Below are 26831 nucleotides of genomic sequence, written 5' to 3' on the forward strand. Positions count from 1 at the left end.
CATGCTTCGACGTCAGGCCCTGGCCCTGGGCAGCTTGCTGCTCGGCGCCGTTACCCTGGGTGGCTGGACGCTGTTCAAGCAAAAGGACAAGCAACCGCTGCTGCTTTCGGCGCGGGACGATGGTGATGGCCGGCATTACGCCGTGGGCTATCGACTGGACGGCAGTCGGGCGTTCGCCACCCAGGTCGGCCAGCGCTGCCACGACATCATCAACCACCCCACCCGGCCGATCGCCTTGTTCGTCGCCCGTCGCCCAGGCACCGAAAGCTACCTGATCGACCTGCGCGACGGTACGCTGCTGCAAACCGTCACCTCGCTGCCCGACCGGCATTTCTATGGTCACGCAGTGATCCACCGCGGCGGCGAGTGGTTGTACGCCACCGAGAACGATACCCGCGATCCGGGGCGCGGCCTGTTGGGCGTGTACCGATTCGAAGGCGAACGGCTGGTCCACAGCGGCGAAATCTCCACCCACGGCATCGGCCCGCACCAGGTGTCCTGGATGCCCGACGGCGAGACCCTGGTGGTGGCGAACGGTGGCATCCGGACCGAAGCCGAGAGCCGGGTCGAGATGAACCTCGATGCCATGGAACCGAGCCTGGTGCTGATGCAGCGTGACGGCACGCTGCTAAGCAAGGAAACCCTGCCCCAGTCGATGAACAGCGTGAGGCACCTGGGCATCGCCAGCGACGGCACCATCGTTTCCGGCCAGCAGTTCATGGGCGATGCCCACGAGTCTTCGCAACTGGTGGCGATCAAGCGACCGGGCGAGCCGTTCCAGGCCTTCCCGGTGCCCGAGCAGCAATTGCAGGCGATGGGGCACTACACCGCCAGTGTCGCCGTGCACAGCGAGCTGCGCCTGGTAGCCCTGACCGCACCCCGTGGCAACCGCTTCTTCATCTGGGACCTGGACACCGGTGAAGCGCGCCTGGATGCCCCCCTGCCAGACTGCGCGGGCGTGGGCGCCGTGGCCGACGGTTTCGTCGTCACGTCGGGTCAGGGGCGTTGCCGCTACTACGATTGTCGGCAGACACAACTGGTTGCAAAGCCATTGGATCTGCCCGCAGGGCTCTGGGACAACCATTTGCATCTGGTCTGAAGCCAATGTGCAGCTTACGGGCGCCAAGCGCCCGTAAATCCAGGAATAATCCCACACGACACAGCGCCCATGTCCGTCTGGAAACCCCGCCGCACTCGGAGTAATGTGCCCGCCTGATTATCTTTTCTCTCGGTTCTTTCCAAGGAAGTGGAACATGCTGCGACGCCGCATGCTGATCATGTTGGGTGTTGTCCTGCTGGTGGTGCTGTTGCTGGCCGGCTACAAGGCCTTCTCCGTCTACCAGCAGATCCAGATGTTTTCTGCGCCGAAACCACCGGTCAGCGTGGCCGTGGCCACGGCTACCGAGCAGCCCTGGCAGGCCCGCCTGCCCGCCGTCGGCAGCCTAAAGGCCTTGCAAGGCGTCGACCTGAGCCTGGAAAATTCCGGGACCGTGCAGAAGGTGCTGTTCCAGTCCGGGCAGAAGGTCAAGGTCGGCCAACCGCTCCTGCAACTCGACAGCGACGTCGAAAGTGCCTTGCTGCAAACCGCCGAGGCCGATCTAGGCCTGTCGCAACTGGACTTCGGACGCGGCCGACAACTGGTCGGCAGCCAGGCGATTTCCAAGGGCGAGTTCGACCGACTCTCGGCGCAAATGAAAAAGAACCAGGCCACGGTCAATCAACTCAAGGCCTCGCTGGCCAAGAAACAGATCCTCGCGCCCTTCAACGGCACCATCGGCATTCGCCGGGTGGACGTCGGCGACTATCTGGCCAGCGGCACGGTCATCGCCACCCTGCAAGACCTCAGCAGCCTGTATGTGGATTTCTACGTGCCCGAGCAAACGGTGCCCAGGCTTGCCGTTGCCCAGCCGGTCAATGTCACCGTAGCGGCCTATCCCGGGCAAACCTTCGTCGGCGCCATCAGCGCGATCAACCCCAAGGTCGAGGACAGCACCCGCAATGTGCTGGTGCGCGCGACCCTGGCCAACCCCGATGGCAAGCTGCTGCCGGGCATGTTCGCCGACCTGCAGGTGATCCTGCCGGAGGTGGCCAATGCTGTCGTCGTGCCGGAAAGCGCCGTGACCTACACCCTCTATGGCAACTCCATGTACGTGGTCACGCAAAAGAAGGCCGCCGACGGCAGCGTCGAGAAGGATGACAAGGACCAGCCGGTGCTGATCGCCGAGCGGCGCTTCGTCGAGACCGGTGAGCGCCGTGATGGAAAGGTCCTGGTTTCCAAGGGCGTGCAGAGCGGTGAACAGGTCGTGATCGCCGGCCAGATCAAGCTCGACAACGGTACGACCATCGCCATCGGCGACGACAAGACCCTGACCGAACAGAACAGCCCGCCGCGCGCGGACTGATCAAGGAATTCCCATGGCTTTTACCGATCCGTTCATCCGCCGCCCGGTGCTCGCCACCGTGGTCAGCCTGTTGATCGTGCTGCTGGGCTTCCAGGCCTGGAGCAAGTTGCCCTTGCGCCAGTACCCGCAGATGGAAAACGCCCTGATCACGGTGACCACCGCCTACCCCGGGGCCAACGCCGAGACCATCCAGGGCTACATCACCCAGCCGATGCAGCAAAGCCTGGCCAGTGCCGAAGGCATCGACTACATGACCTCGGTCAGTCGCCAGAACTTCTCGGTGATCTCGGTCTACGCCCGCATCGGTTCCAACAGCGACCGGCTCTTCACCGAACTGCTGGCCAAGGCCAACGAGGTCAAGAACCAGTTACCCCAGGACGCTGAGGACCCGGTACTCAGCCGTGAGGCCGCCGACGCCTCCGCGCTGATGTACATCAGCTTCTTCAGCAAGGAACTGAACAACCCGCAGATCACCGACTACCTGTCACGGGTGATCCAGCCCAAGCTGGCGACGTTGCCGGGCATGGCCGAAGCCGAGATCCTCGGCAACCAGGTCTTCGCCATGCGCCTGTGGCTCGATCCCGTCAAGCTCGCCGGTTTCGGCCTGACCGCCACCGACGTGACCAATGCCGTGCGCCAGCAGAACTTCCTCTCCGCCGCCGGCGAGGTAAAAGGCGAGTACGTGGTCACCAGCATCAACGCCAACACCGAACTCAAGTCCGCCGAGGCCTTCGCCGCGATCCCACTCAAGACCGAGGGCGACAGCCGCGTGTTGCTGCGGGATGTGGCGCGGGTGGAAATGGGCGCCGAGAACTACGACACCATCAGCTCCTTCGGCGGTACGCCGTCGGTGTACATCGGGATCAAGGCCACGCCTGGCGCGAACCCGCTGGACGTGATCAAGGAGGTGCGCAAGCTCATGCCGGAGCTGGAGGCCCAGCTACCGACCAACCTCAAGGCCGAGATCGCCTACGACGCCACCCTGTTCATCCAGGCCTCCATCGACGAAGTGGTGAAGACCCTGTTCGAGGCGGTGCTGATCGTCATCGTCGTGGTGTTCCTGTTCCTGGGCGCCCTGCGCTCGGTGCTGATCCCGGTGGTGACCATCCCGCTGTCGATGATCGGCGTGATGTTCTTCATGCAGTTGATGGGCTACTCGATGAACCTGCTGACGCTGCTGGCCATGGTGCTTGCCATCGGCCTGGTGGTGGACGATGCCATTGTGGTGGTGGAAAACATCCACCGGCACATCGAGGAAGGCAAGAGCCCCTTCGACGCCGCATTGGAAGGTGCACGGGAAATCGCCATGCCGGTGGTCTCGATGACCATCACCCTGGCGGCGGTGTATGCGCCGATCGGCCTGCTCGAAGGGCTGACGGGGGCCTTGTTCAAGGAGTTCGCCCTCACCCTGGCCGGGGCGGTGGTGATTTCCGGGATCGTCGCCCTGACGCTGTCGCCCATGATGTGCGCCATGCTGCTGCGCCACGACGAAAACCCCACGGGGTTGGCCCACCGCCTCGACATGGTCTTCGAACGCCTGAAGGGCCGCTACCAGCGCATGCTCCATGGCACCCTCGATGCGCGCCCGGTGGTGCTGGTGTTCGCCGTGATCATCCTGCTCCTGATCCCGGTGCTGATCATGTTCACCAAGTCCGAACTGGCCCCCGACGAGGACCAGGGCATCATCTTCATGATGGCCAACTCCCCGAAGACGACCAACCTCGACTACCTGAACGCCTACACCGATCACTTCATCACGATCTTCAAGGAATTCCCCGAGTACTACTCCTCGTTCCAGATCAACGGCTACAACGGCGTGCAATCCGGCATCGGCGGCTTCCTGCTCAAGCCCTGGAACGAGCGCAGCCGCACCCAGATGGAAATCCTGCCCGAGGTCCAGGCCAAGCTCGAAAGCATCCCCGGCTTGCAGATCTTCGGCTTCAACCTGCCATCGCTGCCGGGCACCGGCGAAGGCCTGCCATTCGCCTTCGTCATCAACTCTCCGAAGGATTACGCCACCCTGCTGCAAATCGCCGAACGGGTGAAGAACCGCGCGATGGCGTCCGGCAAGTTCGCCTTCATGGACATCGACCTGGCGTTCGACAAACCTGAAGTCGTGGTCGATATCGATCGCGCCAAGGCGGCCCAGATGGGCGTCTCGATGCAGGACCTGGGCGGCACCCTCGCGACCCTGCTGGGGGAAGCCGAGATCAACCGCTTCACCCTCGAAGGACGCAGCTACAAGGTCATCGCCCAGGTTGAACGGCCGTTTCGCGACAACCCCGACTGGCTGAACAACTACTACGTGAAGAACACCCAGGGCGAACTGCTGCCGCTGTCGACCCTGATCAAGGTCAGCGACCGGGCACGGCCACGGCAGTTGAACCAGTTCCAGCAGCTCAATGCGGTCACGATCTCGGGCTTTCCCGTCGTGAGCATGGGTGAAGCCATCGAGACGGTCCGCCAGATCGCCCGGGAAGAAGCGCCGGCAGGGTTCGCCTTCGATTACGCCGGGGCTTCGCGACAGTTCGTACAGGAAGGCAGCGCCCTGTGGGTCACCTTTGGCCTGGCCCTGGCGATCATCTTCCTGGTGCTGGCCGCCCAGTTCGAAAGCTTCCGCGACCCGCTGGTGATCCTGGTGACGGTGCCTCTGTCGATTTGCGGCGCCTTGATTCCGCTCTTCCTGGGCTGGTCAAGCATGAACATCTACACCCAGGTGGGCCTGGTGACGCTGATCGGCCTGATCAGCAAGCACGGCATCCTGATCGTCGAGTTCGCCAACCAGTTGCGCAAGGAACAGGGCCTGAGCCCAAGGGAAGCCGTGGAACAGGCCGCCTCGATCCGTCTACGGCCGGTGTTGATGACCACCGCGGCAATGGTATTCGGCATGGTACCGCTCATCCTCGCGACAGGCGCCGGGGCGGTGAGCCGCTTCGACATCGGCACGGTCATCGCCACCGGGATGTCGATTGGCACCTTGTTCACCCTGTTCGTGCTGCCCTGCGTCTACACGCTGCTGGCCAAACCGGACAAGAACCGAGAACACGCCAGTCTCTGATCTTTTGCGCTGGGGCCTCTAGCTCTTGGCTTTGGCTTTGGCTTTGGCTTTGGCTTTGGCTTTGGCTCTTGTGGCGAGGGAGCTTGCTCCCGCTGGAGCGCGAAGCGGTCCCCTCCGACCAACGGTCTCCCCACGGCAACGGCTTCGCAGCCGAACGGGAGCAAGCTCCCTCGCCACAGATCCAGCCGTCACGGTTGAAAATCAAACGCCCAAAGATAAAGGCCTCGCATATGCGAGGCCTTTATCTAGACGTCATCATCCTCAACTCTGCGGCCTCATCCCTTGGGAAAGACTGAACATGAACAGCAGCAGATCATTGTCCGGCCGGGTCACTTCGCTGACCTTTGCCACCCGTGGCAAAGGGCACTGCGCATCCACCTTGGAAACGTTGAGGATCTGCGAGCGTGGCTGCTCCCACACAGCCACCGCCATCGACGCAACTGCCAAGGCTCCAACTAAAAACACACCTCTAGCAATTTCTAGTTTCATCGCTATAAACCTTTGATAGCGCTGCCAAACGCCGTCTCGTAAAAGTAGACGAGTTTTTTCCAGTCGGCGTCGCTGAACGACGAATGGCGCCGCAACTGCTTCATGTCATGGGAGGCCGCCTGCCGGGCCGTCATGCGCCGGCGGCACTTCTCCAGATCCAGCAGCGCCACTTCAGGTTTGGCCGCCTCGCCCTCCCCAGTCACGCGCACGAAGACATGCTTGATGTAGATGCAGCTGTGTTGCCAACGCCCCCTGTGCATGCGGGCCAGGTTCCCGGCCAGTTCCTGGAGGATCTGGTCATGCACCGCTTCGCCATGACGCTCGCGACCGCCACCGGCATACCAGTGTTCGATCTCCTCGAAACCTTCGAGCGCACGGGTCACCAATAACGCCCGCCATTTATGCTCGGGGTCCGGCTGGGCTCCACAGAACACCAGCTCGGGCACCCGGACATTGAGTCGAGGCAACGCCAGGAGCGCGTCCTGCTCGCGCAATACCGTCGGACGCCCGAACGGGTGCAGCCAACTGCGATAGATGTGCCCGGTCTGGCGCTTGGCATACAGCAACTCGCCGTCCTTGCTGGTGATCCGTTGTACGCCGCTTTCGCCGCCGCGTCGTACGTTGGGCTCCTCCACCCACTCACCCTGCAAGCTCCAAAAATAATCGAAGCTGTCGCGGGGGATACCTGATGCCTCTGCTACCTGCACAACCATGCTTTTACCTCTTGCGTAATACGTAAACTCGCCACATGGCATAGAGCGGTAGGAAATCCAGTCGTTCCTGAATACGGAACCCGGCCTGGCGAAATTCCTCTTCTACTGTAGCAACCGGTAACACAAATCGATTTTGGTAGTCTTTCTGCCCACGGGTGCGTTCCTGGCGCTTGCGTTTCCAGGCCTTGAAATTACCGTCGACCCACAATGAAACAATCACGCTGTCGCGGCTGACCCGCTCGAATTCCTTGAGGATCGCCAGGCGGTGCGCGGATTCACCGATGTGGTGCAGCAGCCGCATGCAAAAAATGCTGTCGACGGCGTTATCAGGCAAGGCAATGTCGAACGCAGATGTGTGCAAGGGTTGTACCCGTTTCACCACATCGGCCGGTTGAGATGTCATGGCCGTCTTGAGCATGGCCTCGGAATTGTCGGCGCCAATGATCACCCGGTTCGGTTTTTCGGCCAGCAAAGGCCAGAAACGCCCGGCACCGCAAGGCAGGTCCAACACCAGCCCCGGATCGCCGACAAGCGCCAACGCTCGGCGAGCCAGCTGTTGATCCCGCTGGTTGGACAGGCGACGACTTATGCCGCTGCGATGCTTATGGAAATATTTGCGAGCATGCTGCTCGTCGTATTTCTCGGAAAAATCCAGCTTGATGGGTTTGGACATTGAGGGGGCCTCCATTACAGATGGGCCCCACCTTATGAATCGGCATGTCATCTCTTTGTGAAAACAAAGTCATGTTGATGCCACCAATAGTTACAAGATTTGTCCACAAGCCCACTTATCCCGTCGGGTTCAACTGCACTTCAAAACGGCAGCCGTTAGGCTCCATCGTGCTGAGGCTCACGGTCCAGCCCTGGTTTTCGCAGATCCGCTGCACCAGCGACAGCCCCAGCCCCAGGCCCTCGCCGCGCTGCTCGTTACCGCGCACGAACGGCTCGAACATCGCTTCGCGCTTCTCTTCGGGGATGCCCACGCCGCTGTCTTCCACCACGAAACCGGTGGCGGTCAGCGAAAGACGGATAAACCCCTGGTCGGTGTAGTGCAGGGCATTGCGCAGCAGATTTCCCATCACGGCGGTCAGGAAGGTGGCGTTGTAGAGCGTCTCAAGGGTCTGCCCCGGTTCGAAGATCAGCGTCAGGCCCTTGGATTCGATGGGCGCGCGCCACACCCCGAGAAGGTTCTCGGCCACCTGCGCGAGGGTCGCCCGAGGTGACATGCCGTTGTCTTCGCGCCGAGCCCTGGCGAGCATCAGGAAGGTCTGGACCAACTCTCGCATTTCCTCACTGGCGCGGTTGATCCGCTCGACCTGGGTGCGACCGCGCTGATCCAGCGCCGGGTTTTCCAGCAACAGTTCGCACGAGGTCGCCAGGACCATCAACGGCGTACGCAACTCGTGGCTCACATCACTGGTGAACAAACGCTCGCGGGTCAGGGCCTGGCGCAGCTGGCCCAGCGTGGCGTCGAACGCCACGGCCAGTTCGCCCACTTCATCGGCCGCGTAATCCGGCGCCAGCGGTGGGGCCAGACCAAGCAACTGGTCGCGGTGCCGCACTTGCCGGGCCAGGCGCACCACGGGCGCCATCACCCGACGGGCCAGGACCCACCCCAGGAACACCGCCAGCGCCAGGCTGAGCACAAAGCCCACCAGCACCACGGCGAACAGCACCCGTTCGCGCTCTTCGAAGTCGCTCTGGTCCTGGAGCAGGACGTAGTGGCGGCCGTCCACGATCTCGACCATGGCGTGATAGGACAGCTGTTCGCGAAACACTTCGTGGAACCCGCGCTCCAGATGGCGCAGGTCCTTGGGCAGCTCGAAATCCCCGGGGCCGCCGCTGAAATAGAACAACTGGTCGGGTTCCGGGCGATGGTTCCAGTCCGAGACGCTGTCCATCAACAACAGGCGCTGCAGGTCGCCACCGAGCCCGGCGGAAATCAGTTTTTCTTCAACCAGGTGGACCGTCGCCACGATCCCCATGGCGAACGCCCCTGCCACCAATGCGCTCATCAACGCAAAGGCGATGATGATCCGCTGGGCAAGGCTTTGCTTAAACTCCATCGCGGCCCTCGGCCAAGCGATAACCGACGCCGTGCACAGTGTGCAGCAAGGGTTTTTCGAACGGTTTGTCGATCACCTGGCGCAGTTGATGGACATGACTGCGCAGGCTGTCGCTGTCCGGACAATCATCGCCCCAGAGCGCTTCTTCGAGGATTTCCCGGCGCAACACATGGGGGCTTTTCTGCATCAGCACCGCCAGCAGCTTCAGGCCGACCGGGTTGAGCTTGAGCAGCTTGCCTTCGCGGGTCACTTCCAGGGTGTCGAGGTCGTAGCTCAGGTCACCGACCTGCAACGCCCGCCTTCCGCCACCCTGGGCCCGGCGCATGACCGCCTCGATCCGCGCCGCCAGTTCCGACAGGGCAAAAGGCTTGATCAGGTAATCGTCGGCCCCGGACTTGAAGCCTTGCAGGCGATCGTCCAACTGGTCCCGGGCGGTGAGCATGATCACCGGCGTGTCACGGCGGGCGTCTTCACGCAGGCGCTTGCACAAGGTGTAGCCGTCGATGCCCGGCAGCATGATGTCGAGCACGATCAGGTCGTAGTGCTCGGTCGCCGCCAGGTGCAACCCCGACAGACCGTCCTGGGCACAATCGACGGTGTAGCCCTTGAGCCCCAGGTAGTCGGCCAGGTTGGCCAGGATGTCGCGGTTGTCTTCGACCAATAGAATTCGCATGGGCACCTCTGCGTATACGGGGAACGGCCGTCTTGGCCCGCGCAGCTTACGGCCAATAGCCACTCAGGGCTAGGGCTGGACGCGGTGTAAGTCAACGCTCTTGGCGCAATGAAATTAATAATGAGTTTTTCACTATCGATTCACAACCTGACTACAGTGAAGGAGCAAGACTCTCGCGCTATCGGATTGATATATAAGGAATGTAGTAAATGGACTTTATTAAAATGGCGCCCATGCGCTATCTGCTGCTGATCGCCAGTACATGGCTGGTGGTGTTTCTCCTGACCCGAATCGTTTTGTTGCTGACCCACCTGGATGAGGCCGGAGGTGGTGCGTTTTCCATATTCGGCGTTGGCCTGCTGTATGACCTGGGTTTTCTCGCCTATGCGATCCTACCGATGGGCTTGTACCTTTTGCTCTGCCCGCCCTCCCTGTGGCGCCGTCGCGCTCATCACTGGTTTCTCCAGGGACTGCTGACGGTCAGCATATTCGTCATGTTGTTCACCTCGGTGGCCGAATGGCTGTTCTGGGATGAGTTCGGCGTGCGCTTCAACTTTATCGCCGTGGATTACCTGGTCTATTCCGATGAGGTGCTCAACAACGTGCTGGAGTCGTACCCGATCGGCACGTTGCTGTCGGTACTCGCCGTGCTCGCCCTGGGCTTGAGCCTGGTCTTGCGCAAATCGCTCAAGGCCGCGTTGGACGCCCCCTTGCCGCCCTTGCGCGGGCGATTGTTCAACGCATTGGCCCTGCTGGTGATCGCCGGCTTGAGCTTGCAAGGGCTCAGCCAGGACACACCGCGTGCCCAGGGTGGCAATGCCTATCGAAACGAGTTGGCAAGCAATGGCCCCTACCAGTTTTTCGCGGCGTTTCGCAACAACGAACTGGACTACGAACAGTTCTACAGCCACCTGCCTGCGGCGACTGCGGCCCAGCAGATTCGCGCGGAACTGAACGAACCCGGTTCACAGTTCATCGCACAAGACCCTCTGGATATCCGGCGAATCATCGACAACCCCGGTCAGCCCCGCACACCGAACATCGTGCTGGTGACCATCGAAAGCCTTAGCGCCAAATACCTGGGCAGCAATGGCGATAACCGCAACCTCACACCGAATCTGGATGCCCTGCGCAAGCACAGCCTGTACTTCAACAACTTCTACGCCACCGGCACCCGCACCGACCGCGGCCTAGAGGCCATCACCCTGGCGATTCCACCCACCCCAGGGCGTTCGATCGTCAAGCGCATCGGCCGCGAAAGCGGCTTTGCCAGCCTGGGCCAGCAACTGAGCGCGGTCGGCTACGACAGCGTCTTCGTCTACGGTGGGCGTGGCTACTTCGATAACATGAATGCCTTTTTCAGCGGCAACGGCTATCGTGTCGTCGATCAAACCAGCGTCGATGAGTCCGAGATCCACTTCAAGAATGCTTGGGGCATGGCCGATGAGGATCTGTACACACAAACCTTGAAACTGGCAGATGCCAATTACGCCCGGCGCCAGCCCTTTCTGTTGCAGTTGATGACCACCTCTAACCACCGTCCCTATACCTATCCGGACAACCGCATCGACATCAAGTCCGGCAACGGTCGTGACGGGGCGGTCAAGTACACCGATTACGCCATCGGCCAGTTCCTGGAACAGGCCCGGCAAAAACCGTGGTTCGATAACACGATCTTCGTCTTCGTCGCCGACCACACGGCCGGCAGCGCCGGCAAGGAAGACCTGCCGATCAGTAACTACCAGATCCCGCTGTTCATCTATGCACCCAAGCTCATCGAACCACGGGAAAGCAACCAGCTCGCCAGTCAGATCGATCTTGCGCCGACCCTGCTCGGGTTGCTGAACCTGGATTACCAGTCGACGTTCTTCGGGCGTAACCTGCTCCAGGACAACCCGCTGCCACCGCGCGTCGTCCTGGGCAATTACCAGCATCTGGGCCTGTTCGACGGCAAGGACCTGGCGATCCTCAGTCCGCGCCAGGGCCTGCGCCGACATGACGATGCGCTGACCGAGAGTCGTGAATCCCGGGTGACCGGTGACGACCCGTTGATCAGCCGTGCGATGACCTATTACCAAACCGCCAGTTATGGCTTCAAGCAACAGCTGCTTGGCTGGAAAGCACCCAGGGAGGGTGACGAGCAAGTCAGCGAACGTTAACCGAACTGCCCCGGACTGAAGTTCCGGGGCGCTTTTCTTTGTGCAGGATCTGTCATGTCATCAAGCGTTCCACGCTCTGCTCCTCGTCCACTGAACCTTTGGCTATACCTGGGGATTCCCGCTGTTACAGCGGTTATTCTGATTTTGCTGGAATGGACCGATCTGGACATGGATCTGGCCCGTATGTTCTACGATCCGAGCGTAGGTAACTTCATCGGTCGCCACAGTTATTTCCTGGAGAACATCCTTCACGACCGCGCCAAGCAGGCGGTCATCGCCTTTTCGGTGTTGGCCATCCTCGGCTTCCTGAGCGCTTTTTTCGTCGACCGGCTCAAGCCACTCAAACGCGAACTCGGCTGCCTGGTCCTGTCCCTGGCGCTGGCCACGTCGTTCGTCACACCGATGAAGGCCGTGACGGCCGTGCAATGCCCCTGGAGCCTCAAGGAGTTCGGCGGCAAGGAAACCTACAGCGAATTGCTGAGCCCGCGACCGGCCACCGACAAGCCTGGCCGATGCTGGCCCGGCGGCCATGCCGCGACCGGCTTCACCCTGTTTGCCCTGTTCTTCGTCCTGCGTGACCGCCGGCCACGCCTGGCCCGACGCGCGTTCGTCCTGGCCCTCGGCCTGGGCACGGTGTTTTCCATCGGCAGGATGATGCAGGGGGCGCACTTCTTTTCCCACAACGTCTGGACCGCAGTGTTCTGCTGGCTGATTTGCCTGGGTTGCTACTACTTCATTCTTTACCGACCCGCCACCACGACGGATCGCGTAGCCCTGCCCGCCCCCGCCCGGGGCTGAGGATCTTTCAGAGGGGGGCGAGCCTGCGATAACGATGCTGGGGCTGCTGGCCTTTCGCGAGCAAGCCCGCTTCCACAGGGGACCAGGGTGGGCGCAAATCCGGTGATCGCCCAAGATCACCTGTGGGAGCGAGCTTGCTCGCGAAAGCGGCGTAACGCTCGCTCCCCAATAAGCGGCAATAAAAAACCCCGCCTGCTTTCGCAGGCGGGGTTTTTCGCTACAGGGTAAGGCTGGCTTACATCATGCCGCCCATGCCACCCATGCCGCCCATGTCTGGCATACCGCCGCCAGCTGCACCTTCTTTCTTCGGTGCGTCAGCCACGGCTGCTTCGGTGGTCAGGATCAGACCGCCGATGGAAGCCGCTGCCTGCAGGGCCGAACGGGTGACCTTGGTTGGGTCCAGGATACCCATTTCGATCATGTCGCCGTACTCGCCCGACGCAGCGTTGTAGCCGAAGCTGCCTTGGCCGTTCTTGACCTTGTCGACCACGACGCTTGGCTCGTCGCCGGAGTTGGCAACGATCTGACGCAGCGGCGCTTCAACAGCGCGACGCAGAACAGCGATGCCCACGTTCTGGTCAGCGTTGTCGCCCTTGAGTTCGGTCAGGGCTTCCAGTGCGCGGATCAGCGCAACGCCACCGCCAGGTACCACGCCTTCTTCAACGGCTGCACGGGTAGCGTGCAGGGCGTCTTCAACGCGGGCTTTCTTCTCTTTCATTTCAACTTCGGAACCGGCGCCAACCTTGATCACCGCAACGCCGCCGGACAGCTTGGCCAGGCGCTCTTGCAGTTTTTCACGGTCGTAGTCCGAGGAAGTTTCGGCAACCTGGGCACGGATCTGGCTGATGCGCGCTTCGATGTCGCCTTGAACGCCAGCACCGTCGACGATGATGGTGTTTTCCTTGGACAGGGTGACGCGCTTGGCGTTACCCAGGTGCTCCAGGGTGGTGCTTTCCAGGCTCAGGCCGATCTCTTCGGAGATCACGGTACCGCCGGTCAGGACGGCGATGTCCTGCAGCATGGCCTTGCGGCGGTCGCCGAAGCCAGGGGCCTTGACCGCGGCAACCTTGACGATGCCACGCATGTTGTTCACGACCAGGGTCGCCAGGGCTTCGCCTTCAACGTCTTCGGCCACGATCAGCAGAGGACGGCCAGCCTTGGCAACCGCTTCCAGCACCGGCAGCATTTCGCGGATGTTGGAGATCTTCTTGTCGACCAGCAGGATCAGCGGGCCGTCCAGCTCGGCCACCATGGTGTCCGGCTTGTTGACGAAGTACGGCGACAGGTAGCCGCGGTCGAACTGCATGCCTTCGACGACCGACAGTTCGTTTTCCAGGCCCGAGCCTTCTTCAACGGTGATCACGCCTTCTTTACCGACTTTTTCCATGGCTTCGGCAATGATGTCGCCGATGGAGTTGTCGGAGTTGGCGGAGATGGTGCCTACCTGAGCGATGGCCTTGAAGTCAGCGCAAGGCTTGGACAGGCCCTTGAGCTCCTTGACGATGGCGATGGTCGCCTTGTCGATGCCGCGCTTGAGGTCCATCGGGTTCATGCCGGCAGCGACGGCTTTCAGGCCTTCGTTGACGATCGACTGGGCCAGGACGGTGGCGGTGGTGGTGCCGTCGCCGGCGTCATCGTTGGCACGGGAGGCAACGTCTTTGACCAGCTGCGCGCCCATGTTCTCGAAACGGTCTTCCAGTTCGATTTCCTTGGCTACGGAAACGCCGTCCTTGGTGATGGTCGGAGCGCCGAAGCTCTTCTCGATGATCACGTTGCGGCCTTTCGGGCCCAGGGTCGCTTTTACTGCGTCAGCCAGGACGTTGACACCGGTGAGCATTTTCTTGCGGGCGGAATCGCCGAATTTAACTTCTTTAGCAGCCATGATCGATATTCCTTAAATACTGTGTAGTAGCGGGAAAATGAGCGGGGAAATCAGCCTTCGATAACAGCGAGGATCTCGTTCTCGCTCATTACCAACAGGTCTTCGCCGTCGACTTTCACGGTGTTGCTGCCGGAGTAAGGGCCGAACACAACCTTGTCACCCACTTTCACGGCCAGCGCACGCACTTCACCGCTGTCCAGCACGCGGCCGGTACCTACAGCGAGAACTTCACCGTGGTTGGCTTTTTCAGCAGCCGAACCTGGCAGGACGATACCGCCAGCGGTTTTCTTCTCTTCTTCGCTGCGACGGATGACGACGCGGTCATGCAGAGGACGAAGCTTCATTGTCGATCTCTCCTAATTTTGGGTTTTCATCGGCCGGTGTAGTCCCGGCGGGTTTAACAAAGCCGGCGAAGCCGGTTGCGGTTCGTCAGTCGAACCGCGGAAGTCTGTCCGGTGTTGCCACCGGAAACCTTGCGGTGACCCATACATAGGGGCGCGCAAGGCGATTACAAGGGCCGGGTGGAAAAATTTTTACGTCCACGCCTGAACGAACACGGCGCCCGAAGGCGCCGTGCTGAAGGGTTTACTTGGAGTCGCGGTGTTCGAATTCACCTTCGATCACCGTCGGCTCGCGGCCCACCGGCTCTCGTGGGGTCGGGCCGCCACGGGGCTGGAGGTCATCGGCGAACGCGCGCTGACGCATCGCCTGCTCCTCGGCGCGCTGGCGCATCTTGTTGGCGAGCATGCGCCGGGTAAACGGCAGCAGCAGGACCAGGCCCAGCACGTCGCTGATGAAGCCTGGCAGGATCAACAGGCCGCCACCCAGGGCCAGCATCAGGCCTTCGAGCATGGTCTGGGCCGGCAGTTCGCCGCGGTTCAGGCTTTCACGGGCACGCAATGCCGTGGCGAGGCCGGCGATGCGCAGCACGAACACGCCGAGCATCGAGCCGAGAATGACCAGCAGCAGCGCCGGGAAAAACCCGACCGCACCGCTGACCTTGACGAATACGAACAGCTCCAACACCGGGAACAGCAGAAAGAGCAACAAAAAAGGGCGCATCAAAAGGTTCCTCAACGCAAGAATGCCTTGCTATCAAACCCTAAATGACGTCGTCCTTTCGTGAATTCAAGCGTTCGCCTCTGCATTTTTCGGCCATTGCTCGGCGTGAGCCAGGTAAACCAAGGCTTCGCGCACTTGTGTCGGCGTGTTGCAAGGACTGGGAAACGCCAGCCAGTACAGCCCCTGGCCAATGCGCAGGTGCATGCCTTCGCTGTCGATGCCGACCATCTGTGCCGGCTCGCAGTCCGGCAGTCCGGCCAGTGTCACGTAATGGGCGATGGCCTTGGCGTGATCGGCGTTCATGTGTTCGATCATGCTCGCCTCGGCCTGGCCGGCAAAGGGATTGGCCAGGGTGACCTGGTCGATCCAATGAATCGCACCGAAGCCGCCTATGTAGCGATGACGCACCGGGTCGAGCACCCAGAAGTCGAAATCGTGGGCCTTGTGGTAGTTCTGCGATTCGGGGAAATAACGGTAATAGCGCTCGGCAGCGGCCTCGATGGCGGCGCTGTCCTGGAGTTTGCGTGCCTGTGCCACGCATGTCAGGCGCCCCACGGCTTGCACGTCTTGCGCCCCCCGCTCGCCCACCAGCATCGAACACTTGGGGTCTTTCTGCAGATTGTGGGTGTGCTGGGCGATGCGGCTGATCAGGATCAGCGGCTGGCCCTGCGCATCCAGGCAATACGGCACGACGGAGCCGAACGGGAAGCCGGGCATGGATTTGGAATGGGTGGATAACACTCCACGGTATTCCTTGAGCAGCAGCTCTCGGGCAAGCTTGGCAGCTTCAACGCTCAATTTATGACTCCTTCGACTAAATTCGTCTTGAATACGATCAGGCAGCTGGACTATGTTTCCAGGTGCCATCGGGCAACTCTACGCCGCGCTCCAGCCGCTACAGAAGAGAGGCCCGCAACCGAACTCCCTCAACCGCTCTGCCATCCCGGGACACGCACATGCAACTCACTGACAAAGTAATCATTATCACTGGCGGTTGCCAGGGCCTGGGGCGCTCCATGGCCGAGTACCTGGCGGGCAGGGGCGCGAAGCTTGCCCTGGTCGACCTCAATCAGGAGAAGCTCGACCAGGCCGTGGCCGCGTGCGTGGCCAAGGGCGTCGAGGCCCGGGCGTACCTGTGCAACGTGGCCAATGAAGAACAGGTGAGCGACATGGTCGCCCGAGTGGCCGAGGATTTCGGCGCGATCCACGGCCTGATCAACAATGCCGGGATCCTGCGCGACGGCCTGCTGCTCAAGGTCAAGGACGGCGAAATGAGCAAGATGAGCCTGGCCCAATGGCAAGCCGTGATCGACGTCAACCTCACCGGCGTGTTCCTGTGCACCCGCGAAGTGGCGGCGAAAATGGTCGAGCTGAAGAACAGCGGCGCGATCATTAACATTTCCTCGATTTCCCGCGCCGGCAACGTCGGCCAGACCAACTACTCCGCCGCCAAGGCCGGCGTGGCCGCCGCCACCGTGACCTGGGCCAAGGAACTGGCGCGCTACGGCATTCGTGTCGCCGGCATCGCCCCGGGCTTCATCGAGACTGAAATGACCCTGGGCATGAAACCCGAGGCCCTGGAAAAAATGACCTCGGGCATCCCGCTTAAACGCATGGGCAGGCCCGAGGAGATCGCTCATTCGGCGGCGTACATCTTCGAGAACGACTACTACACCGGCCGGATCCTGGAAATGGATGGCGGGTTGCGGATCTAAGGTCACCGCAACCCAAATGTGGGAGCGAGCTTGCTCGCGATAGCGTCAGTTCAGTCAGCCTTGATGCGACTGATACGCCGCTATCGCGAGCAAGCTCGCTCCCACAGTGGGTAGGGTTTCACTCTATCAGTCGTCGCTGATGGTGATGTTCGGCATCGCCGGCATGGCGGCTTCCTGCAACACGATCCGCGCGCCTACGTGGCGAGCCAGTTCCTGGTAGACCATGGCGATCTGGCTGTCCGGCTCGGCGCTCACGGTGGGCTTGCCGCCGTCGGCCTGCTCACGGATCAGCATCGACAGCGGCAGCGAGGCTAGCAGTTCGACGCCGTACTGGGTCGCCAGTTTTTCCCCGCCGCCTTCGCCGAACAGATGCTCGGCGTGCCCGCAGTTCGAGCAGATGTGCACGGCCATGTTCTCCACCACCCCCAGCACCGGGATGTTGACCTTGCGGAACATCTCCACGCCCTTGCGCGCATCCAGCAGGGCCAGGTCCTGGGGCGTGGTGACGATCACCGCGCCGGCCACCGGGACTTTCTGCGCCAGGGTCAGCTGGATATCGCCGGTGCCTGGCGGCATGTCGATCACCAGGTAATCCAGGTCGCCCCAGGCGGTCTGCGTCACCAGTTGCAGCAAGGCGCCGGACACCATCGGCCCGCGCCAGACCATCGGCGTGTTGTCATCGGTCAGGAACGCCATGGACATGACTTCCACGCAATGGGACTTGAGCGGCACGAACCATTTCTGGTCCTTGACCTGCGGCCGGGTGCCTTCGGCGATACCGAACATGATGCCCTGGCTCGGGCCATAGATATCGGCGTCGAGGATCCCCACCCTGGCCCCTTCACGGGCCAGCGCCAAGGCCAGGTTGGCGGCGGTGGTGGATTTGCCCACGCCGCCCTTGCCGGAGGCCACGGCGATCACGTTCTTGACGTTCGCCAGCCCCGGCACCTGGGCCTGGGCCTTGTGGGCGGCGATCACGCTGGTGATGTCGACTTGGGCGGCCGCCACGCCATCCAGGCCTTCGATCGCCATCTGCAGCATTTGCGCCCAGCCCTTCTTGAACAGGTCGGCGGCGTAGCCGATTTCCAACTGGACGTGGACGCGATCGCCCTGGACATCGATGGCACGCACGCATCCGGCGCTGACCGGGTCCTGGTTCAGGTAGGGGTCGGTGTACTGGCGAAGGACGGCTTCCACCGCTGCGCGATTGACGGCGCTCATGGGCAACTCCGATAGCAAGACTGGAAAAACAGGCGGCTATCCTACGCCGCCCATTCTTTTGTGGCGACCCAAACACTGCTGTGTGAATGTCCCTCTGGCGAGGGAGCTCGCTCCCGCTCGACTGCGCAGCAGTCGCACCAAGGCTGACGTTGTCAGGGTACACAACCTTTTTAAGGGCGGCTTCGCCACCCAGCGGGAGCAAGCTCCCTCGCCACACAGGCCCTGCCAGCATCCGGAAACAGGCTCATAGGGTGAAAAAAAGCCGCCGGCGCTTTATAGTGGCCGACCTCCGTTTCATCAAGTAGCCGAGCCCCATGTCCGAGCCACGCAAGATCCTCGTCACCAGCGCCCTGCCCTATGCCAATGGTTCGATTCACCTCGGCCATATGCTGGAATACATCCAGACCGATATGTGGGTGCGCTTCCAGAAGCATCGCGGCAACCAATGCATCTATGTCTGCGCCGACGACGCCCACGGCTCGGCCATCATGCTGCGCGCGGAAAAGGAAGGCATCACCCCGGAACAACTGATCGCCAACGTCCAGGCCGAACACAGCGCCGACTTTGCCGAGTTCCTGGTGGACTTCGACAACTTCCACTCCACGCACGCCGAGGAAAACCGCGAGCTGTCGAGTCAGGTCTACCTCAAGCTGCGTGATGCCGGGCACATCGCGACCCGCTCGATCACCCAGTATTTCGACCCGGAAAAGAAAATGTTCCTGGCCGACCGCTTCATCAAGGGCACCTGCCCGAAATGCGGCACCGAGGACCAGTACGGCGACAACTGCGAAAAGTGCGGCGCCACCTATGCACCCACTGACCTGAAAGACCCGAAGTCGGCGATTTCCGGGGCCACGCCGGTGCTCAAGGATTCCCAGCACTTCTTCTTCAAGCTGCCGGATTTCCAGCAGATGCTGCAAGCCTGGACCCGCAGCGGCACCCTGCAGGACGCCGTCGCCAACAAGATCGCCGAATGGCTCGACGCCGGCCTGCAACAGTGGGACATCTCCCGCGATGCGCCGTATTTCGGCTTCGAGATCCCGGATGAGCCCGGCAAGTACTTCTACGTCTGGCTGGATGCGCCAATCGGCTACATGGCCAGCTTCAAGAACCTGTGCAACCGCACGCCGGAGCTGGACTTCGACGCGTTCTGGGGCAAGGACTCCACCGCCGAGCTGTACCACTTCATCGGCAAGGACATCGTCAACTTCCACGCCCTGTTCTGGCCCGCAATGCTCGAAGGCGCGGGTTTTCGCAAGCCGACCGGCATCAACGTCCATGGCTACCTGACCGTCAACGGCCAGAAAATGTCCAAGTCCCGCGGCACCTTCATCAAGGCCCGGACATACCTGGACCACCTGTCCCCGGAATACCTGCGCTACTACTACGCGGCCAAGCTGGGCCGTGGCGTCGATGACCTGGACCTGAACCTCGACGACTTCGTGCAGAAGGTCAATTCCGACCTGGTGGGCAAAGTCGTCAACATCGCCAGCCGCTGCGCCGGTTTCATCCACAAGGGCAATGCCGGCGTGCTGGTGGCAGGCAATGCGGCACCGGAGCTGACCGAAGCGTTCCTGGCCGCCGCGCCGAGCATCGCCGAAGCCTATGAGGCCCGCGATTTCGCCCGGGCCATGCGCGAGATCATGGCCCTGGCCGACCGCGCCAACGCCTGGATCGCCGACAAGGCGCCGTGGTCGCTGAACAAACAGGAAGGCAAGCAGGAAGAAGTCCAGGCGATCTGCGCCCTGGGTGTGAATCTGTTCCGCCAACTGGTGATTTTCCTCAAGCCGGTGCTGCCGTTGCTGGCCGCCGACGCCGAGGCGTTCCTCAATGTCGCGCCGCTGACCTGGAACGATCACCAGACCCTGCTGAGCAACCATCAACTGAACGAGTTCAAGCCGTTGATGACCCGCATCGACGCCGCCAAAGTGCAAGCCATGACCGACGCCTCCAAGGAAGACCTGGCCGCCAGCCAGACCGACACCGGCGCCCCGACCGGCAATGGCGAATTGGCCAAGGATCCGCTGTCGCCGGAAATCGAGTTCGACGCCTTTGCCGCCGTGGACCTGCGCGTCGCGCTGATCGTCAAGGCCGAAGCCGTCGAGGGTGCCGACAAACTGCTGCGCCTGACCTTGGACATCGGCGATGAACAGCGCAACGTGTTCTCCGGCATCAAGAGTGCCTATCCGGACCCTGCCAAGCTCGAAGGCCGGCTGACGATGATGATCGCCAACCTCAAGCCGCGCAAAATGCGCTTCGGCGTGTCCGAAGGCATGGTGATGGCGGCGGGCCCTGGTGGCGAGGAAATCTACCTGCTGAGCCCCGACAGCGGCGCCAAGCCAGGCCAGCGGATCAAGTAACGCGACCGCACGCTGCACCGATCCCACAGTCGCTTTGCAGGCGGCTGTGGGATTTTCATATCTGGCCCGCCCTGCCCGCGTGGCGGATAATGCCTCATCGTGTAACAGGCCCTTTCACCCATACGCCCATGACCGACCTCCTTCTTACATTGTTCAGCGCGGCCCTGATCAACAACCTGGTGTTGCATTGGCCGCTGGGCGTCGATCCGCTGCTGACGACCGATGGCAGGCGGCGGGTGCACGCCCTGGGGCTGGCGACGACGTGCCTGATGCTGGTGGTCGGCACCCTGGGCTATCTGCTCGATCACTGGTTGCTGGCGCCGGCCCAACTGACGGCGTTGCGCCTGCTGGTCTGGCTGCCCTTAAGCGTATTGCTCATCGCCCCCCTGCTGCGCGGGCTGGCACGTTGGCGGCCGACATGGCCGTTCGACGGCTTGTGGCCACTGCTGCTGGGCAATGCCGGCGTCCTCGGCGTGACGCTGCTCAATGGCGAGGACGACCAGGGCCTGGGCCACGCCGTCGCCCTGAGCCTGGGCGCCGGGCTGGGCTTCTGGCTGGTGCTGGGCCTGTTCGAGGACCTGCGCCAGCGCACCTTCACTCACGCTATTGCCCTGCCCTTCCGCGGGCTGCCGATTCAGTTGATCAGCGCCGGACTGATGGCGGTGGCCTTTCTTGGATTGCGCGGGCTGGTCAAGACATGAGCCTGATTCAACGTATCGACGCGCTGCTGCCGCAAACCCAATGCGGCAAATGCGGGCACCCGGGGTGCAAGCCTTACGCCGAGGGCATTGCCCAGGGCGAGCCGATCAACAAGTGCCCACCCGGCGGCCAGGAAACCATCGCGGCCCTGGCCGAGCTGATGAAAGTACCGGTGCTGGAATTGGACACCAGCCGCGGCGCGGCCCCGGCGCAAATCGCCTTTATCCGTGAAGCCGAATGCATCGGCTGCACCAAGTGCATCCAGGCCTGCCCGGTGGACGCGATAGTCGGCGCGGCAAAGCTGATGCACACCGTCCTCATCGACGAATGCACCGGTTGCGACCTGTGTGTAGCGCCTTGCCCCGTCGATTGCATCGAGATGCGACCCCTGCCGACAGCCAGCGTGCTGCCGATTATCGGCGGCCTGACCTCAAGCCTTGAGGAGCAACAAGCGCGCGCGGCCAAACGCAACCATGCCCGACGGCGCTTCGAGCAACGCAACGCCCGTTTGCGGCGTGAAGAAGAGCAGCGCCAGGCCGAACGCCTGGCCCGCACCCAACGCGCCGCCCAGGCCCCGGCTCAACCCCAGGCGCTCGACCCGGTTCAAGCCGCGCTGGAACGGGTGCGCGCGCAGAAAGCCGCCAACGCCGATGCCGCCCTGAAAAAGGCCAAGGTCGACCTGGCCATGAGCCGGGCGCAATTGAACAAATCCTTGAAGGCCTTCGGTCATCCGCCGACCTTCGAGCAACAATCGCAACTGATCGTGCTGCAACGCCAGTTCGAAGCGGCCGAGCAAGCCCTGATACAACTGGAAAGCGCCGCACCGCAAACCGCGCCAGCGCCAGCCCCGGCACCCGCGCCGAACGCCGAGCTGAAACGGGCCAAGATCCAATTGGCCATGCGCCGCGCCGAGCTCAGCAAGGCCCGCGCGGCGGCGGCCCCGGACGACCAGGTGTTGGCATTGGAGCAAGCGGTGAAGGACGCCGAGCGCCAGGTGGACGCCCATGTCACGCCCTGAGCCCATGGACGAACGACTGCGCCAGGCCATGCAGCGCGTGCTGCTGGCGACGCTGCCGGGCGCGGTGGCGCTGCTGTGGTTCCAGGGCTGGGGCATTTTGCTGAACCTGGCGCTGGCGGGGCTCACCGCACTGGCGATCGAAGCCGCGGTGCTGCGCCTGCGCCGCCGATCACTCGCCCCCGAGCTGTTCGATGGCAGTGCGCTGGTCAGCGCCACCCTGCTGGCCCTGGCCTTGCCAGCGTACGGTCCCTGGTGGCTGACCGTCACGGCGGTGGCCTGCGCCCTGCTCTTTGGCAAACACCTGTGGGGGGGCGTCGGCAGCAACCCATTCAACCCGGCCATGCTCGGCTATGCCCTGGCCCTGGTGGCGTTTCCTGCCCACATGAGTCAATGGCCTGCGCCCCACGCCGTGGGCTTGCTGGAAGGCCTGCAACACGTGTTCGGCACACCGCCAGCACCCGACGCCTGGGCCGGGGCGACCGCGCTGGACAGCCTGCGGCTCAACCGAAGCCTGACCATCGACGAATTGTTCGCCCACAACCCGGCGTTTGGCCATTTCGGTGGTCGGGGCGCTGAATGGGTCAACCTGGCGTTCCTGGCCGGCGGCCTGTTTCTGCTGCAACAACGGGTGTTCAGTTGGCACGCACCGGTGGGCATGCTGGCCAGCCTGTTCCTCATCAGCCTGATCGGCTGGAACGGCTCAGGCTCCGATTCCCATGGCTCTCCGCTGTTTCATCTGCTCACCGGCGCAACCATGCTCGGGGCGTTCTTCATCGTGACCGAACCGGTTTCGGGCGCCAAGGCGCCACTCGCTCGACTGCTGTTCGGGGTCGGCGTGGGACTGCTGACTTACACCATACGCACCTGGGGCGGTTACCCCGACGGCGTGGCATTTGCGGTGTTGCTGATGAACCTTGGCGTCCCCGCACTGGAGCGCCTGGCCGCTGCACGGCAACGGCGGCAACCGGCATGAACAATCCCGGCGGCGTGGCCCTCCTGATCGCACTGGTTGCCCTCGGCAGCGGTGCCACTTACCTCACGCACCTGAGCACGGCCGGGCGCATCGAGGCGCAACGACAAGCGCAGCAAACCCGCGCCCTGCTCGACGTATTGCCCGTCGAGCGCTACGACAATCAGCCATTGGCGCAGCCGGTGATGACGACCGCCGTGTCCCTGGCCCATAGCTCGTTGCTACAGGCCTACCGGGCCACCCGCGCCGGCCAACCCAGCGCGGTGCTGCTACGCAGCCAGACAACGGGGTATGAAGGCAGCATCGAACTGCTGATCGCGATCGACGTGCAAGGCCGCCTGCTGGGCGTGAAAACCCTGCATCAGTCCGAAACCCCCGGACTGGGCGCGGCGATTGCCGGTTGGCCAAATGCCTGGCTGCAAACCTTCACCGGCCAATCACGCCAGCAGACTGACGACAGCGCCTGGGCCCTGAAAAAGGACGGCGGGCAATTCGACCAATTGGCCGGCGCGACCGTGACCTCCCGAGCCGTCCTGGAGGCGGTTCACGATACGCTGCGTTACTTCGACGAGCACCAGGCTCAACTGACCGGAGTGGTCGCGGATGAATAAGCCATGGGCCCTGACGCGCGGGCTGTTGCTCGTCCCATTGGTCGGCGCGAGCGACTCGATGGCCGGTGCGCTGGGGGTATGGTTGGCCTGGGCGTTGATCGTCGTTGCGCAAGACGCGGCGATGGGAAGTGTCCGACATCGCCTGAGCGCGTATCAACGCGTGCTCGCCTGTGCCGTGCTGGCGGCGACCCTGGCCGCTTGCACAGGCTTCGTGCTCCAGGCCTGGGCGCCGGAGCCGTTCCGGGTGTCGAGCCTTTACCTGGGCTGGATCGCCTTGAGCGGCGTGGTGCTGGAACAACAAGACGCCCTCGTTGAGCGGCGTCTGTCCGCTCGCCTCAGGCTTGCTGGCCTGTTCGGCCTCTGGATGCTTGGCCTGGGCGCCCTGCGCGAGCTGATCGCCAGCGCCCTGCCCCTGGCCGCGCTGGCCCCGGGCGGGTTCATCCTGCTCGGCTTGCTGCTGGCGGCCCGCCAGGCCTGGACGGCCGCCAGCCCTCATTCACCTACCAAGGACACGCCGCGCCCATGAACGCCGCCAAACGCCTGGAAATATTTCGTCGCCTTCACGAAGACAACCCGGAACCGAAAACCGAACTGGCCTACTCCTCGCCGTTCGAGCTGTTGATCGCGGTGATTCTGTCGGCCCAGTCCACCGACGTCGGCGTCAACAAGGCCACGGCCAAGCTGTTTCCGGTGGCCAATACGCCGGAGGCGATCTACGCCCTGGGCGTCGAAGGGCTGTCCGAGTACATCAAGACCATCGGGCTGTACAACAGCAAGGCCAAGAACGTCATCGAAACCTGTCGCCTGCTGATCGAGCGCCATGACAGCGAGGTCCCGCAGACCCGCGAAGCCCTGGAAGCGCTTCCGGGCGTCGGCCGCAAGACCGCCAACGTGGTGCTCAATACCGCGTTCCGGCAACTGACCATGGCGGTCGACACGCACATCTTCCGCGTCAGCAACCGCACCGGGTTGGCGCCCGGCAAGAACGTGGTGGAAGTGGAGAACAAGCTGATGAAGTTCGTGCCCAAGGCGTTCCTCCTGGATTCCCACCACTGGCTCATTCTTCACGGGCGCTACGTGTGTCTGGCACGCAAGCCCCGGTGCGGCAGCTGTCGGATCGAAGATTTATGTGAATACAAGCACAAGACCTCCGACGATTGAGGCGCTATTGGTTTTATTGATCTGTCGATTGAAAAAATCTTTTTTACCCGCCCGTGGTTTATCGATATAAGGAGCGCCAATGGCAGTCTTAGCCTGGAGTCGAACCCATGAGTACTGGCAAAGAACAACTGGATGTAGAAGACGAATTCATCGCCGTTGAGTCCGACGACGCGGAACCCGTGGTCGTGGAAGTGGCGAAAACCAACCTGAGCAAACGCCGCACCATTGATAATCTGCTGGAAGAACGCCGCTTGCAGAAGCAGTTGGCCGATTACGACTTTGACCTTTGACCGCTTGCCCCCAAACACCTAAAAGCCTCCCCGATGGAGGCTTTTTTATTGGCTATGGGTGACCGCCTGACTCACACCAACCCATTGCGTTGTGCCAGCTCGATCAGATCGACCAGCGAACGCGCGTTGAGCTTCAACAATAAACGCGTCTTGTAGGTACTGACCGTCTTGTTGCTCAGAAACATCCCATCGGCAATTTCCTTATTGGTTTTTCCGCGCGCCAGTTGTTGCAGCACCATCATTTCCCGTCCGGACAAACGATCGACCATGTCCGACTCGCTGGCGTTACCCAGGCTGGAGCGCACGGTATGCAGCGCCTGGTTGGGGAAATAACTGTAGCCGGACAATACGGCCTTGATCGCGCTCAACAACTCGGTCAAGTCCTGTTGCTTGCACACGTACCCGGCCGCTCCCGTCTGCATGCAACGCATGGAGAAATGCCCGGGCGACTGGGACGTCAGCACCAAGACTTTCATTGCCGAGGGAATGGCGCTCAGGCGGGCAATAACCTCCAGGCCATCCAACTTCGGAATACCGATATCGAGAATGACGATATCGGGCATAAGTTCCCGCGCAAGTTGCAACGCATCGACGCCGTTATCCGTTTCGGCCACAACTTCATAACCATGACGCTCCATCAGCAGACGTACAGCAAGACGAATGACGGGGTGATCATCCACGATCAGCACTTTATTCATGGGCAAATCCAACTTCGCTGTTCGAATTTTTAGAGCACGCACAATAGCCTAGTCATTTCTACCTTGGCATGCCGCCCCCCCCTGGCCGCTCGCAGCGAAAGACGAAACCTACAAGCTATACAGAAAAATCCTACAAATTCACCCGAAAAAAATGTGTCATGAATTTTTCGACGGCCCGCAAGCGACCTTTCTTAACCTCCCGGTAACCTCTGGACAAATCGTATTACGCCACGCTTCCACCCCGAGGCCGGTGGTTCAAGGCATGTGGCTAATAGGATCGTTAAAGCCTTGGTTAAATAGCCTCGCATCGAAGTGCCAGGCGCGTTCAATATAAAAAAACAGAAATCAAGGCAGCGTCCATTCACGCCTTGCCAGCGCCGCGGTATTGGACTAGTTATTAATAACCCTATCCATCAACTGACTCACCGAGCATATTGTATGAGCAACCCATATGAACAAACCCTTGAAGACCATTACCAACCCCATGACCCTCATCGCTGTATTTGCCACGCTATCGGAAACTTCCGCGGCCATCTCCCTGCCGTTTCTGGACGATGACGATCGCGAATACTATCTTTGGTTTTTGATCAGTTTTCCGTTTTATCTGTTATTGCTGTTTTTTACCACCCTGAACTTCAACTACCGCTCGCTGTATTCACCTTCCGACTTTCCCAAGGGCAAACATTTCCTCAAGACCCTGGATGATTCGCTCGGCCGGCGTAAACGGACGTTGCGCCGGACAAACAAACACCAGGTGTTGCCGACGCAATGTCATCGCCCCGGACG

General features: G+C 61.8%; 25 protein-coding genes and 1 pseudogene. 15 read left to right on the forward strand and 11 right to left on the reverse strand.

Annotated elements, in window-relative coordinates; genetic code table 11:
* Position 1: 1 nt before the first annotated feature.
* From KI241_RS20900 to KI241_RS20910, 3 genes are all read left to right on the forward strand, one after another.
* Positions 2 to 1099 carry a DUF1513 domain-containing protein gene (locus KI241_RS20900; protein WP_212802954.1) on the forward strand — a complete coding sequence of 366 codons (1098 nt, stop codon included), beginning with the start codon at positions 2 to 4 and terminating at the stop codon, positions 1097 to 1099.
* A 154-nt stretch (positions 1100 to 1253) separates the two neighbouring features.
* Positions 1254 to 2402, forward strand: coding sequence for an efflux RND transporter periplasmic adaptor subunit (locus KI241_RS20905; protein ID WP_042731592.1), 1149 nt, complete (start codon positions 1254 to 1256; stop codon positions 2400 to 2402).
* Between the two features lie 13 nt (positions 2403 to 2415).
* A complete protein-coding gene (locus KI241_RS20910; RefSeq protein ID WP_047736588.1) occupies positions 2416 to 5460 on the forward strand; it encodes a multidrug efflux RND transporter permease subunit in 3045 nt (1014 codons plus the stop codon).
* Between the two features lie 261 nt (positions 5461 to 5721).
* Here the strand turns inward: KI241_RS20910 and KI241_RS20915 are convergent, their stop codons facing one another.
* From KI241_RS20915 to colR, 5 genes are all read right to left on the reverse strand, one after another.
* Entirely contained in the window at positions 5722 to 5949 is a 228-nt protein-coding gene (locus KI241_RS20915; protein WP_042729372.1) for a hypothetical protein, read from the reverse strand.
* 2 nt (positions 5950 to 5951) lie between these two features.
* Positions 5952 to 6662: a lipopolysaccharide kinase InaA family protein gene (locus KI241_RS20920; RefSeq protein ID WP_042729371.1), complete on the reverse strand. Its 711-nt coding sequence runs from the start codon at positions 6660 to 6662 to the stop codon at positions 5952 to 5954.
* Positions 6663 to 6666: 4 nt separating this feature from the next.
* Positions 6667 to 7335 carry a class I SAM-dependent methyltransferase gene (locus tag KI241_RS20925; RefSeq protein WP_123578439.1) on the reverse strand — a complete coding sequence of 223 codons (669 nt, stop codon included), beginning with the start codon at positions 7333 to 7335 and terminating at the stop codon, positions 6667 to 6669.
* Between the two features lie 115 nt (positions 7336 to 7450).
* Positions 7451 to 8728, reverse strand: coding sequence for a HAMP domain-containing sensor histidine kinase (locus KI241_RS20930; protein ID WP_042729369.1), 1278 nt, complete (start codon positions 8726 to 8728; stop codon positions 7451 to 7453).
* Entirely contained in the window at positions 8718 to 9401 is a 684-nt protein-coding gene (gene colR / locus KI241_RS20935; protein WP_024779529.1) for a two-component system response regulator ColR, read from the reverse strand. Before colR ends, KI241_RS20930 begins: the two co-directional genes overlap by 11 nt.
* A gap of 209 nt (positions 9402 to 9610) precedes the next feature.
* Between colR and KI241_RS20940 the strand changes: the two genes are divergently transcribed.
* Together KI241_RS20940 and KI241_RS20945 are read left to right on the forward strand one after the other, a co-directional pair.
* On the forward strand, positions 9611 to 11560 hold the full coding sequence (locus tag KI241_RS20940; protein ID WP_123578440.1) for an LTA synthase family protein: 1950 nt from the start codon (positions 9611 to 9613) through the stop codon (positions 11558 to 11560).
* 54 nt (positions 11561 to 11614) lie between these two features.
* Positions 11615 to 12358, forward strand: coding sequence for a phosphatase PAP2 family protein (locus tag KI241_RS20945; protein WP_123578441.1), 744 nt, complete (start codon positions 11615 to 11617; stop codon positions 12356 to 12358).
* Between the two features lie 235 nt (positions 12359 to 12593).
* Here KI241_RS20945 and groL read toward each other — a convergent pair whose 3' ends face one another.
* From groL to KI241_RS20965, 4 genes are all read right to left on the reverse strand, one after another.
* Positions 12594 to 14240: a chaperonin GroEL gene (gene groL / locus KI241_RS20950; RefSeq protein ID WP_042729367.1), complete on the reverse strand. Its 1647-nt coding sequence runs from the start codon at positions 14238 to 14240 to the stop codon at positions 12594 to 12596.
* A 50-nt stretch (positions 14241 to 14290) separates the two neighbouring features.
* Positions 14291 to 14584: a co-chaperone GroES gene (locus tag KI241_RS20955; RefSeq protein ID WP_042729366.1), complete on the reverse strand. Its 294-nt coding sequence runs from the start codon at positions 14582 to 14584 to the stop codon at positions 14291 to 14293.
* Positions 14585 to 14825: 241 nt separating this feature from the next.
* Positions 14826 to 15302 (reverse strand): FxsA family protein, encoded by a 477-nt coding sequence (locus KI241_RS20960; protein WP_042729365.1) that lies wholly within the window; start codon positions 15300 to 15302, stop codon positions 14826 to 14828.
* 66 nt (positions 15303 to 15368) lie between these two features.
* Positions 15369 to 16100 carry a HugZ family protein gene (locus KI241_RS20965; protein WP_042729364.1) on the reverse strand — a complete coding sequence of 244 codons (732 nt, stop codon included), beginning with the start codon at positions 16098 to 16100 and terminating at the stop codon, positions 15369 to 15371.
* Between the two features lie 158 nt (positions 16101 to 16258).
* Here KI241_RS20965 and KI241_RS20970 point away from each other — a divergent pair, with 158 nt between their 5' ends.
* Entirely contained in the window at positions 16259 to 17017 is a 759-nt protein-coding gene (locus KI241_RS20970; protein ID WP_042729363.1) for an SDR family oxidoreductase, read from the forward strand.
* A gap of 126 nt (positions 17018 to 17143) precedes the next feature.
* Here the strand turns inward: KI241_RS20970 and apbC are convergent, their stop codons facing one another.
* Entirely contained in the window at positions 17144 to 18238 is a 1095-nt protein-coding gene (gene apbC / locus KI241_RS20975; protein ID WP_212802955.1) for an iron-sulfur cluster carrier protein ApbC, read from the reverse strand.
* 314 nt (positions 18239 to 18552) lie between these two features.
* On the opposite strand from apbC, the gene metG reads away from it, so the two are divergent.
* The 8 genes from metG (at position 18553) to KI241_RS21015 (ending at position 25347) form a co-directional block, all read left to right on the forward strand.
* Positions 18553 to 20598, forward strand: coding sequence for a methionine--tRNA ligase (gene metG / locus KI241_RS20980; protein ID WP_123578443.1), 2046 nt, complete (start codon positions 18553 to 18555; stop codon positions 20596 to 20598).
* Between the two features lie 128 nt (positions 20599 to 20726).
* Positions 20727 to 21299 (forward strand): Rnf-Nqr domain containing protein, encoded by a 573-nt coding sequence (locus KI241_RS20985; RefSeq protein WP_212802956.1) that lies wholly within the window; start codon positions 20727 to 20729, stop codon positions 21297 to 21299.
* Positions 21296 to 22315: an electron transport complex subunit RsxB gene (gene rsxB / locus KI241_RS20990; protein WP_042729359.1), complete on the forward strand. Its 1020-nt coding sequence runs from the start codon at positions 21296 to 21298 to the stop codon at positions 22313 to 22315. The genes KI241_RS20985 and rsxB overlap by 4 nt, the downstream gene beginning before the upstream one ends.
* Positions 22302 to 23288 (forward strand): RnfABCDGE type electron transport complex subunit D, encoded by a 987-nt coding sequence (locus tag KI241_RS20995; protein WP_212802957.1) that lies wholly within the window; start codon positions 22302 to 22304, stop codon positions 23286 to 23288. The genes rsxB and KI241_RS20995 overlap by 14 nt, the downstream gene beginning before the upstream one ends.
* A complete protein-coding gene (locus tag KI241_RS21000) occupies positions 23285 to 23896 on the forward strand; it encodes an RnfABCDGE type electron transport complex subunit G (protein WP_042729357.1) in 612 nt (203 codons plus the stop codon). Before KI241_RS20995 ends, KI241_RS21000 begins: the two co-directional genes overlap by 4 nt.
* Positions 23889 to 24422: an Rnf-Nqr domain containing protein gene (locus tag KI241_RS21005; protein ID WP_042729356.1), complete on the forward strand. Its 534-nt coding sequence runs from the start codon at positions 23889 to 23891 to the stop codon at positions 24420 to 24422. The genes KI241_RS21000 and KI241_RS21005 overlap by 8 nt, the downstream gene beginning before the upstream one ends.
* Positions 24419 to 25057, forward strand: coding sequence for an endonuclease III (gene nth, locus KI241_RS21010; protein ID WP_047736606.1), 639 nt, complete (start codon positions 24419 to 24421; stop codon positions 25055 to 25057). Before KI241_RS21005 ends, nth begins: the two co-directional genes overlap by 4 nt.
* Positions 25058 to 25164: 107 nt before the next feature.
* Complete coding sequence (locus KI241_RS21015) at positions 25165 to 25347, forward strand: hypothetical protein (protein WP_042729354.1); 183 nt, start codon at positions 25165 to 25167, stop codon at positions 25345 to 25347.
* A gap of 71 nt (positions 25348 to 25418) precedes the next feature.
* Here KI241_RS21015 and KI241_RS21020 read toward each other — a convergent pair whose 3' ends face one another.
* Entirely contained in the window at positions 25419 to 26045 is a 627-nt protein-coding gene (locus KI241_RS21020; protein ID WP_042729353.1) for a response regulator transcription factor, read from the reverse strand.
* A 451-nt stretch (positions 26046 to 26496) separates the two neighbouring features.
* Between KI241_RS21020 and KI241_RS21025 the strand changes: the two are divergent.
* A pseudogene (locus KI241_RS21025) lies at positions 26497 to 26754 on the forward strand (hypothetical protein); the annotation flags it as partial.
* Between the last annotated feature and the right edge of the window lie 77 nt (positions 26755 to 26831).

Origin of the sequence: Pseudomonas sp. Cab53 (assembly GCF_018325965.1) — a bacterium.
GTDB lineage: Bacteria > Pseudomonadota > Gammaproteobacteria > Pseudomonadales > Pseudomonadaceae > Aquipseudomonas > Aquipseudomonas chlororaphis_E.

Excerpts from the sequence above, each read along its gene's own strand:
- KI241_RS20900 (WP_212802954.1), top strand. The coding sequence starts at position 2 with ATGCTTCGACGTCAGGCCCTGGCCCTGGGCAGCTTGCTGCTCGGCGCC.
- KI241_RS20905 (WP_042731592.1), top strand. The coding sequence starts at position 1,254 with ATGCTGCGACGCCGCATGCTGATCATGTTGGGTGTTGTCCTGCTGGTG.
- KI241_RS20910 (WP_047736588.1), top strand. The coding sequence starts at position 2,416 with ATGGCTTTTACCGATCCGTTCATCCGCCGCCCGGTGCTCGCCACCGTG.
- KI241_RS20915 (WP_042729372.1), bottom strand. The coding sequence starts at position 5,949 with ATGAAACTAGAAATTGCTAGAGGTGTGTTTTTAGTTGGAGCCTTGGCA.
- KI241_RS20920 (WP_042729371.1), bottom strand. The coding sequence starts at position 6,662 with ATGGTTGTGCAGGTAGCAGAGGCATCAGGTATCCCCCGCGACAGCTTC.
- KI241_RS20925 (WP_123578439.1), bottom strand. The coding sequence starts at position 7,335 with ATGTCCAAACCCATCAAGCTGGATTTTTCCGAGAAATACGACGAGCAG.
- KI241_RS20930 (WP_042729369.1), bottom strand. The coding sequence starts at position 8,728 with ATGGAGTTTAAGCAAAGCCTTGCCCAGCGGATCATCATCGCCTTTGCG.
- colR (WP_024779529.1), bottom strand. The coding sequence starts at position 9,401 with ATGCGAATTCTATTGGTCGAAGACAACCGCGACATCCTGGCCAACCTG.
- KI241_RS20940 (WP_123578440.1), top strand. The coding sequence starts at position 9,611 with ATGGACTTTATTAAAATGGCGCCCATGCGCTATCTGCTGCTGATCGCC.
- KI241_RS20945 (WP_123578441.1), top strand. The coding sequence starts at position 11,615 with ATGTCATCAAGCGTTCCACGCTCTGCTCCTCGTCCACTGAACCTTTGG.
- groL (WP_042729367.1), bottom strand. The coding sequence starts at position 14,240 with ATGGCTGCTAAAGAAGTTAAATTCGGCGATTCCGCCCGCAAGAAAATG.
- KI241_RS20955 (WP_042729366.1), bottom strand. The coding sequence starts at position 14,584 with ATGAAGCTTCGTCCTCTGCATGACCGCGTCGTCATCCGTCGCAGCGAA.
- KI241_RS20960 (WP_042729365.1), bottom strand. The coding sequence starts at position 15,302 with ATGCGCCCTTTTTTGTTGCTCTTTCTGCTGTTCCCGGTGTTGGAGCTG.
- KI241_RS20970 (WP_042729363.1), top strand. The coding sequence starts at position 16,259 with ATGCAACTCACTGACAAAGTAATCATTATCACTGGCGGTTGCCAGGGC.
- apbC (WP_212802955.1), bottom strand. The coding sequence starts at position 18,238 with ATGAGCGCCGTCAATCGCGCAGCGGTGGAAGCCGTCCTTCGCCAGTAC.
- metG (WP_123578443.1), top strand. The coding sequence starts at position 18,553 with ATGTCCGAGCCACGCAAGATCCTCGTCACCAGCGCCCTGCCCTATGCC.
- KI241_RS20985 (WP_212802956.1), top strand. The coding sequence starts at position 20,727 with ATGACCGACCTCCTTCTTACATTGTTCAGCGCGGCCCTGATCAACAAC.
- rsxB (WP_042729359.1), top strand. The coding sequence starts at position 21,296 with ATGAGCCTGATTCAACGTATCGACGCGCTGCTGCCGCAAACCCAATGC.
- KI241_RS20995 (WP_212802957.1), top strand. The coding sequence starts at position 22,302 with ATGTCACGCCCTGAGCCCATGGACGAACGACTGCGCCAGGCCATGCAG.
- KI241_RS21000 (WP_042729357.1), top strand. The coding sequence starts at position 23,285 with ATGAACAATCCCGGCGGCGTGGCCCTCCTGATCGCACTGGTTGCCCTC.
- KI241_RS21005 (WP_042729356.1), top strand. The coding sequence starts at position 23,889 with ATGAATAAGCCATGGGCCCTGACGCGCGGGCTGTTGCTCGTCCCATTG.
- nth (WP_047736606.1), top strand. The coding sequence starts at position 24,419 with ATGAACGCCGCCAAACGCCTGGAAATATTTCGTCGCCTTCACGAAGAC.
- KI241_RS21015 (WP_042729354.1), top strand. The coding sequence starts at position 25,165 with ATGAGTACTGGCAAAGAACAACTGGATGTAGAAGACGAATTCATCGCC.
- KI241_RS21020 (WP_042729353.1), bottom strand. The coding sequence starts at position 26,045 with ATGAATAAAGTGCTGATCGTGGATGATCACCCCGTCATTCGTCTTGCT.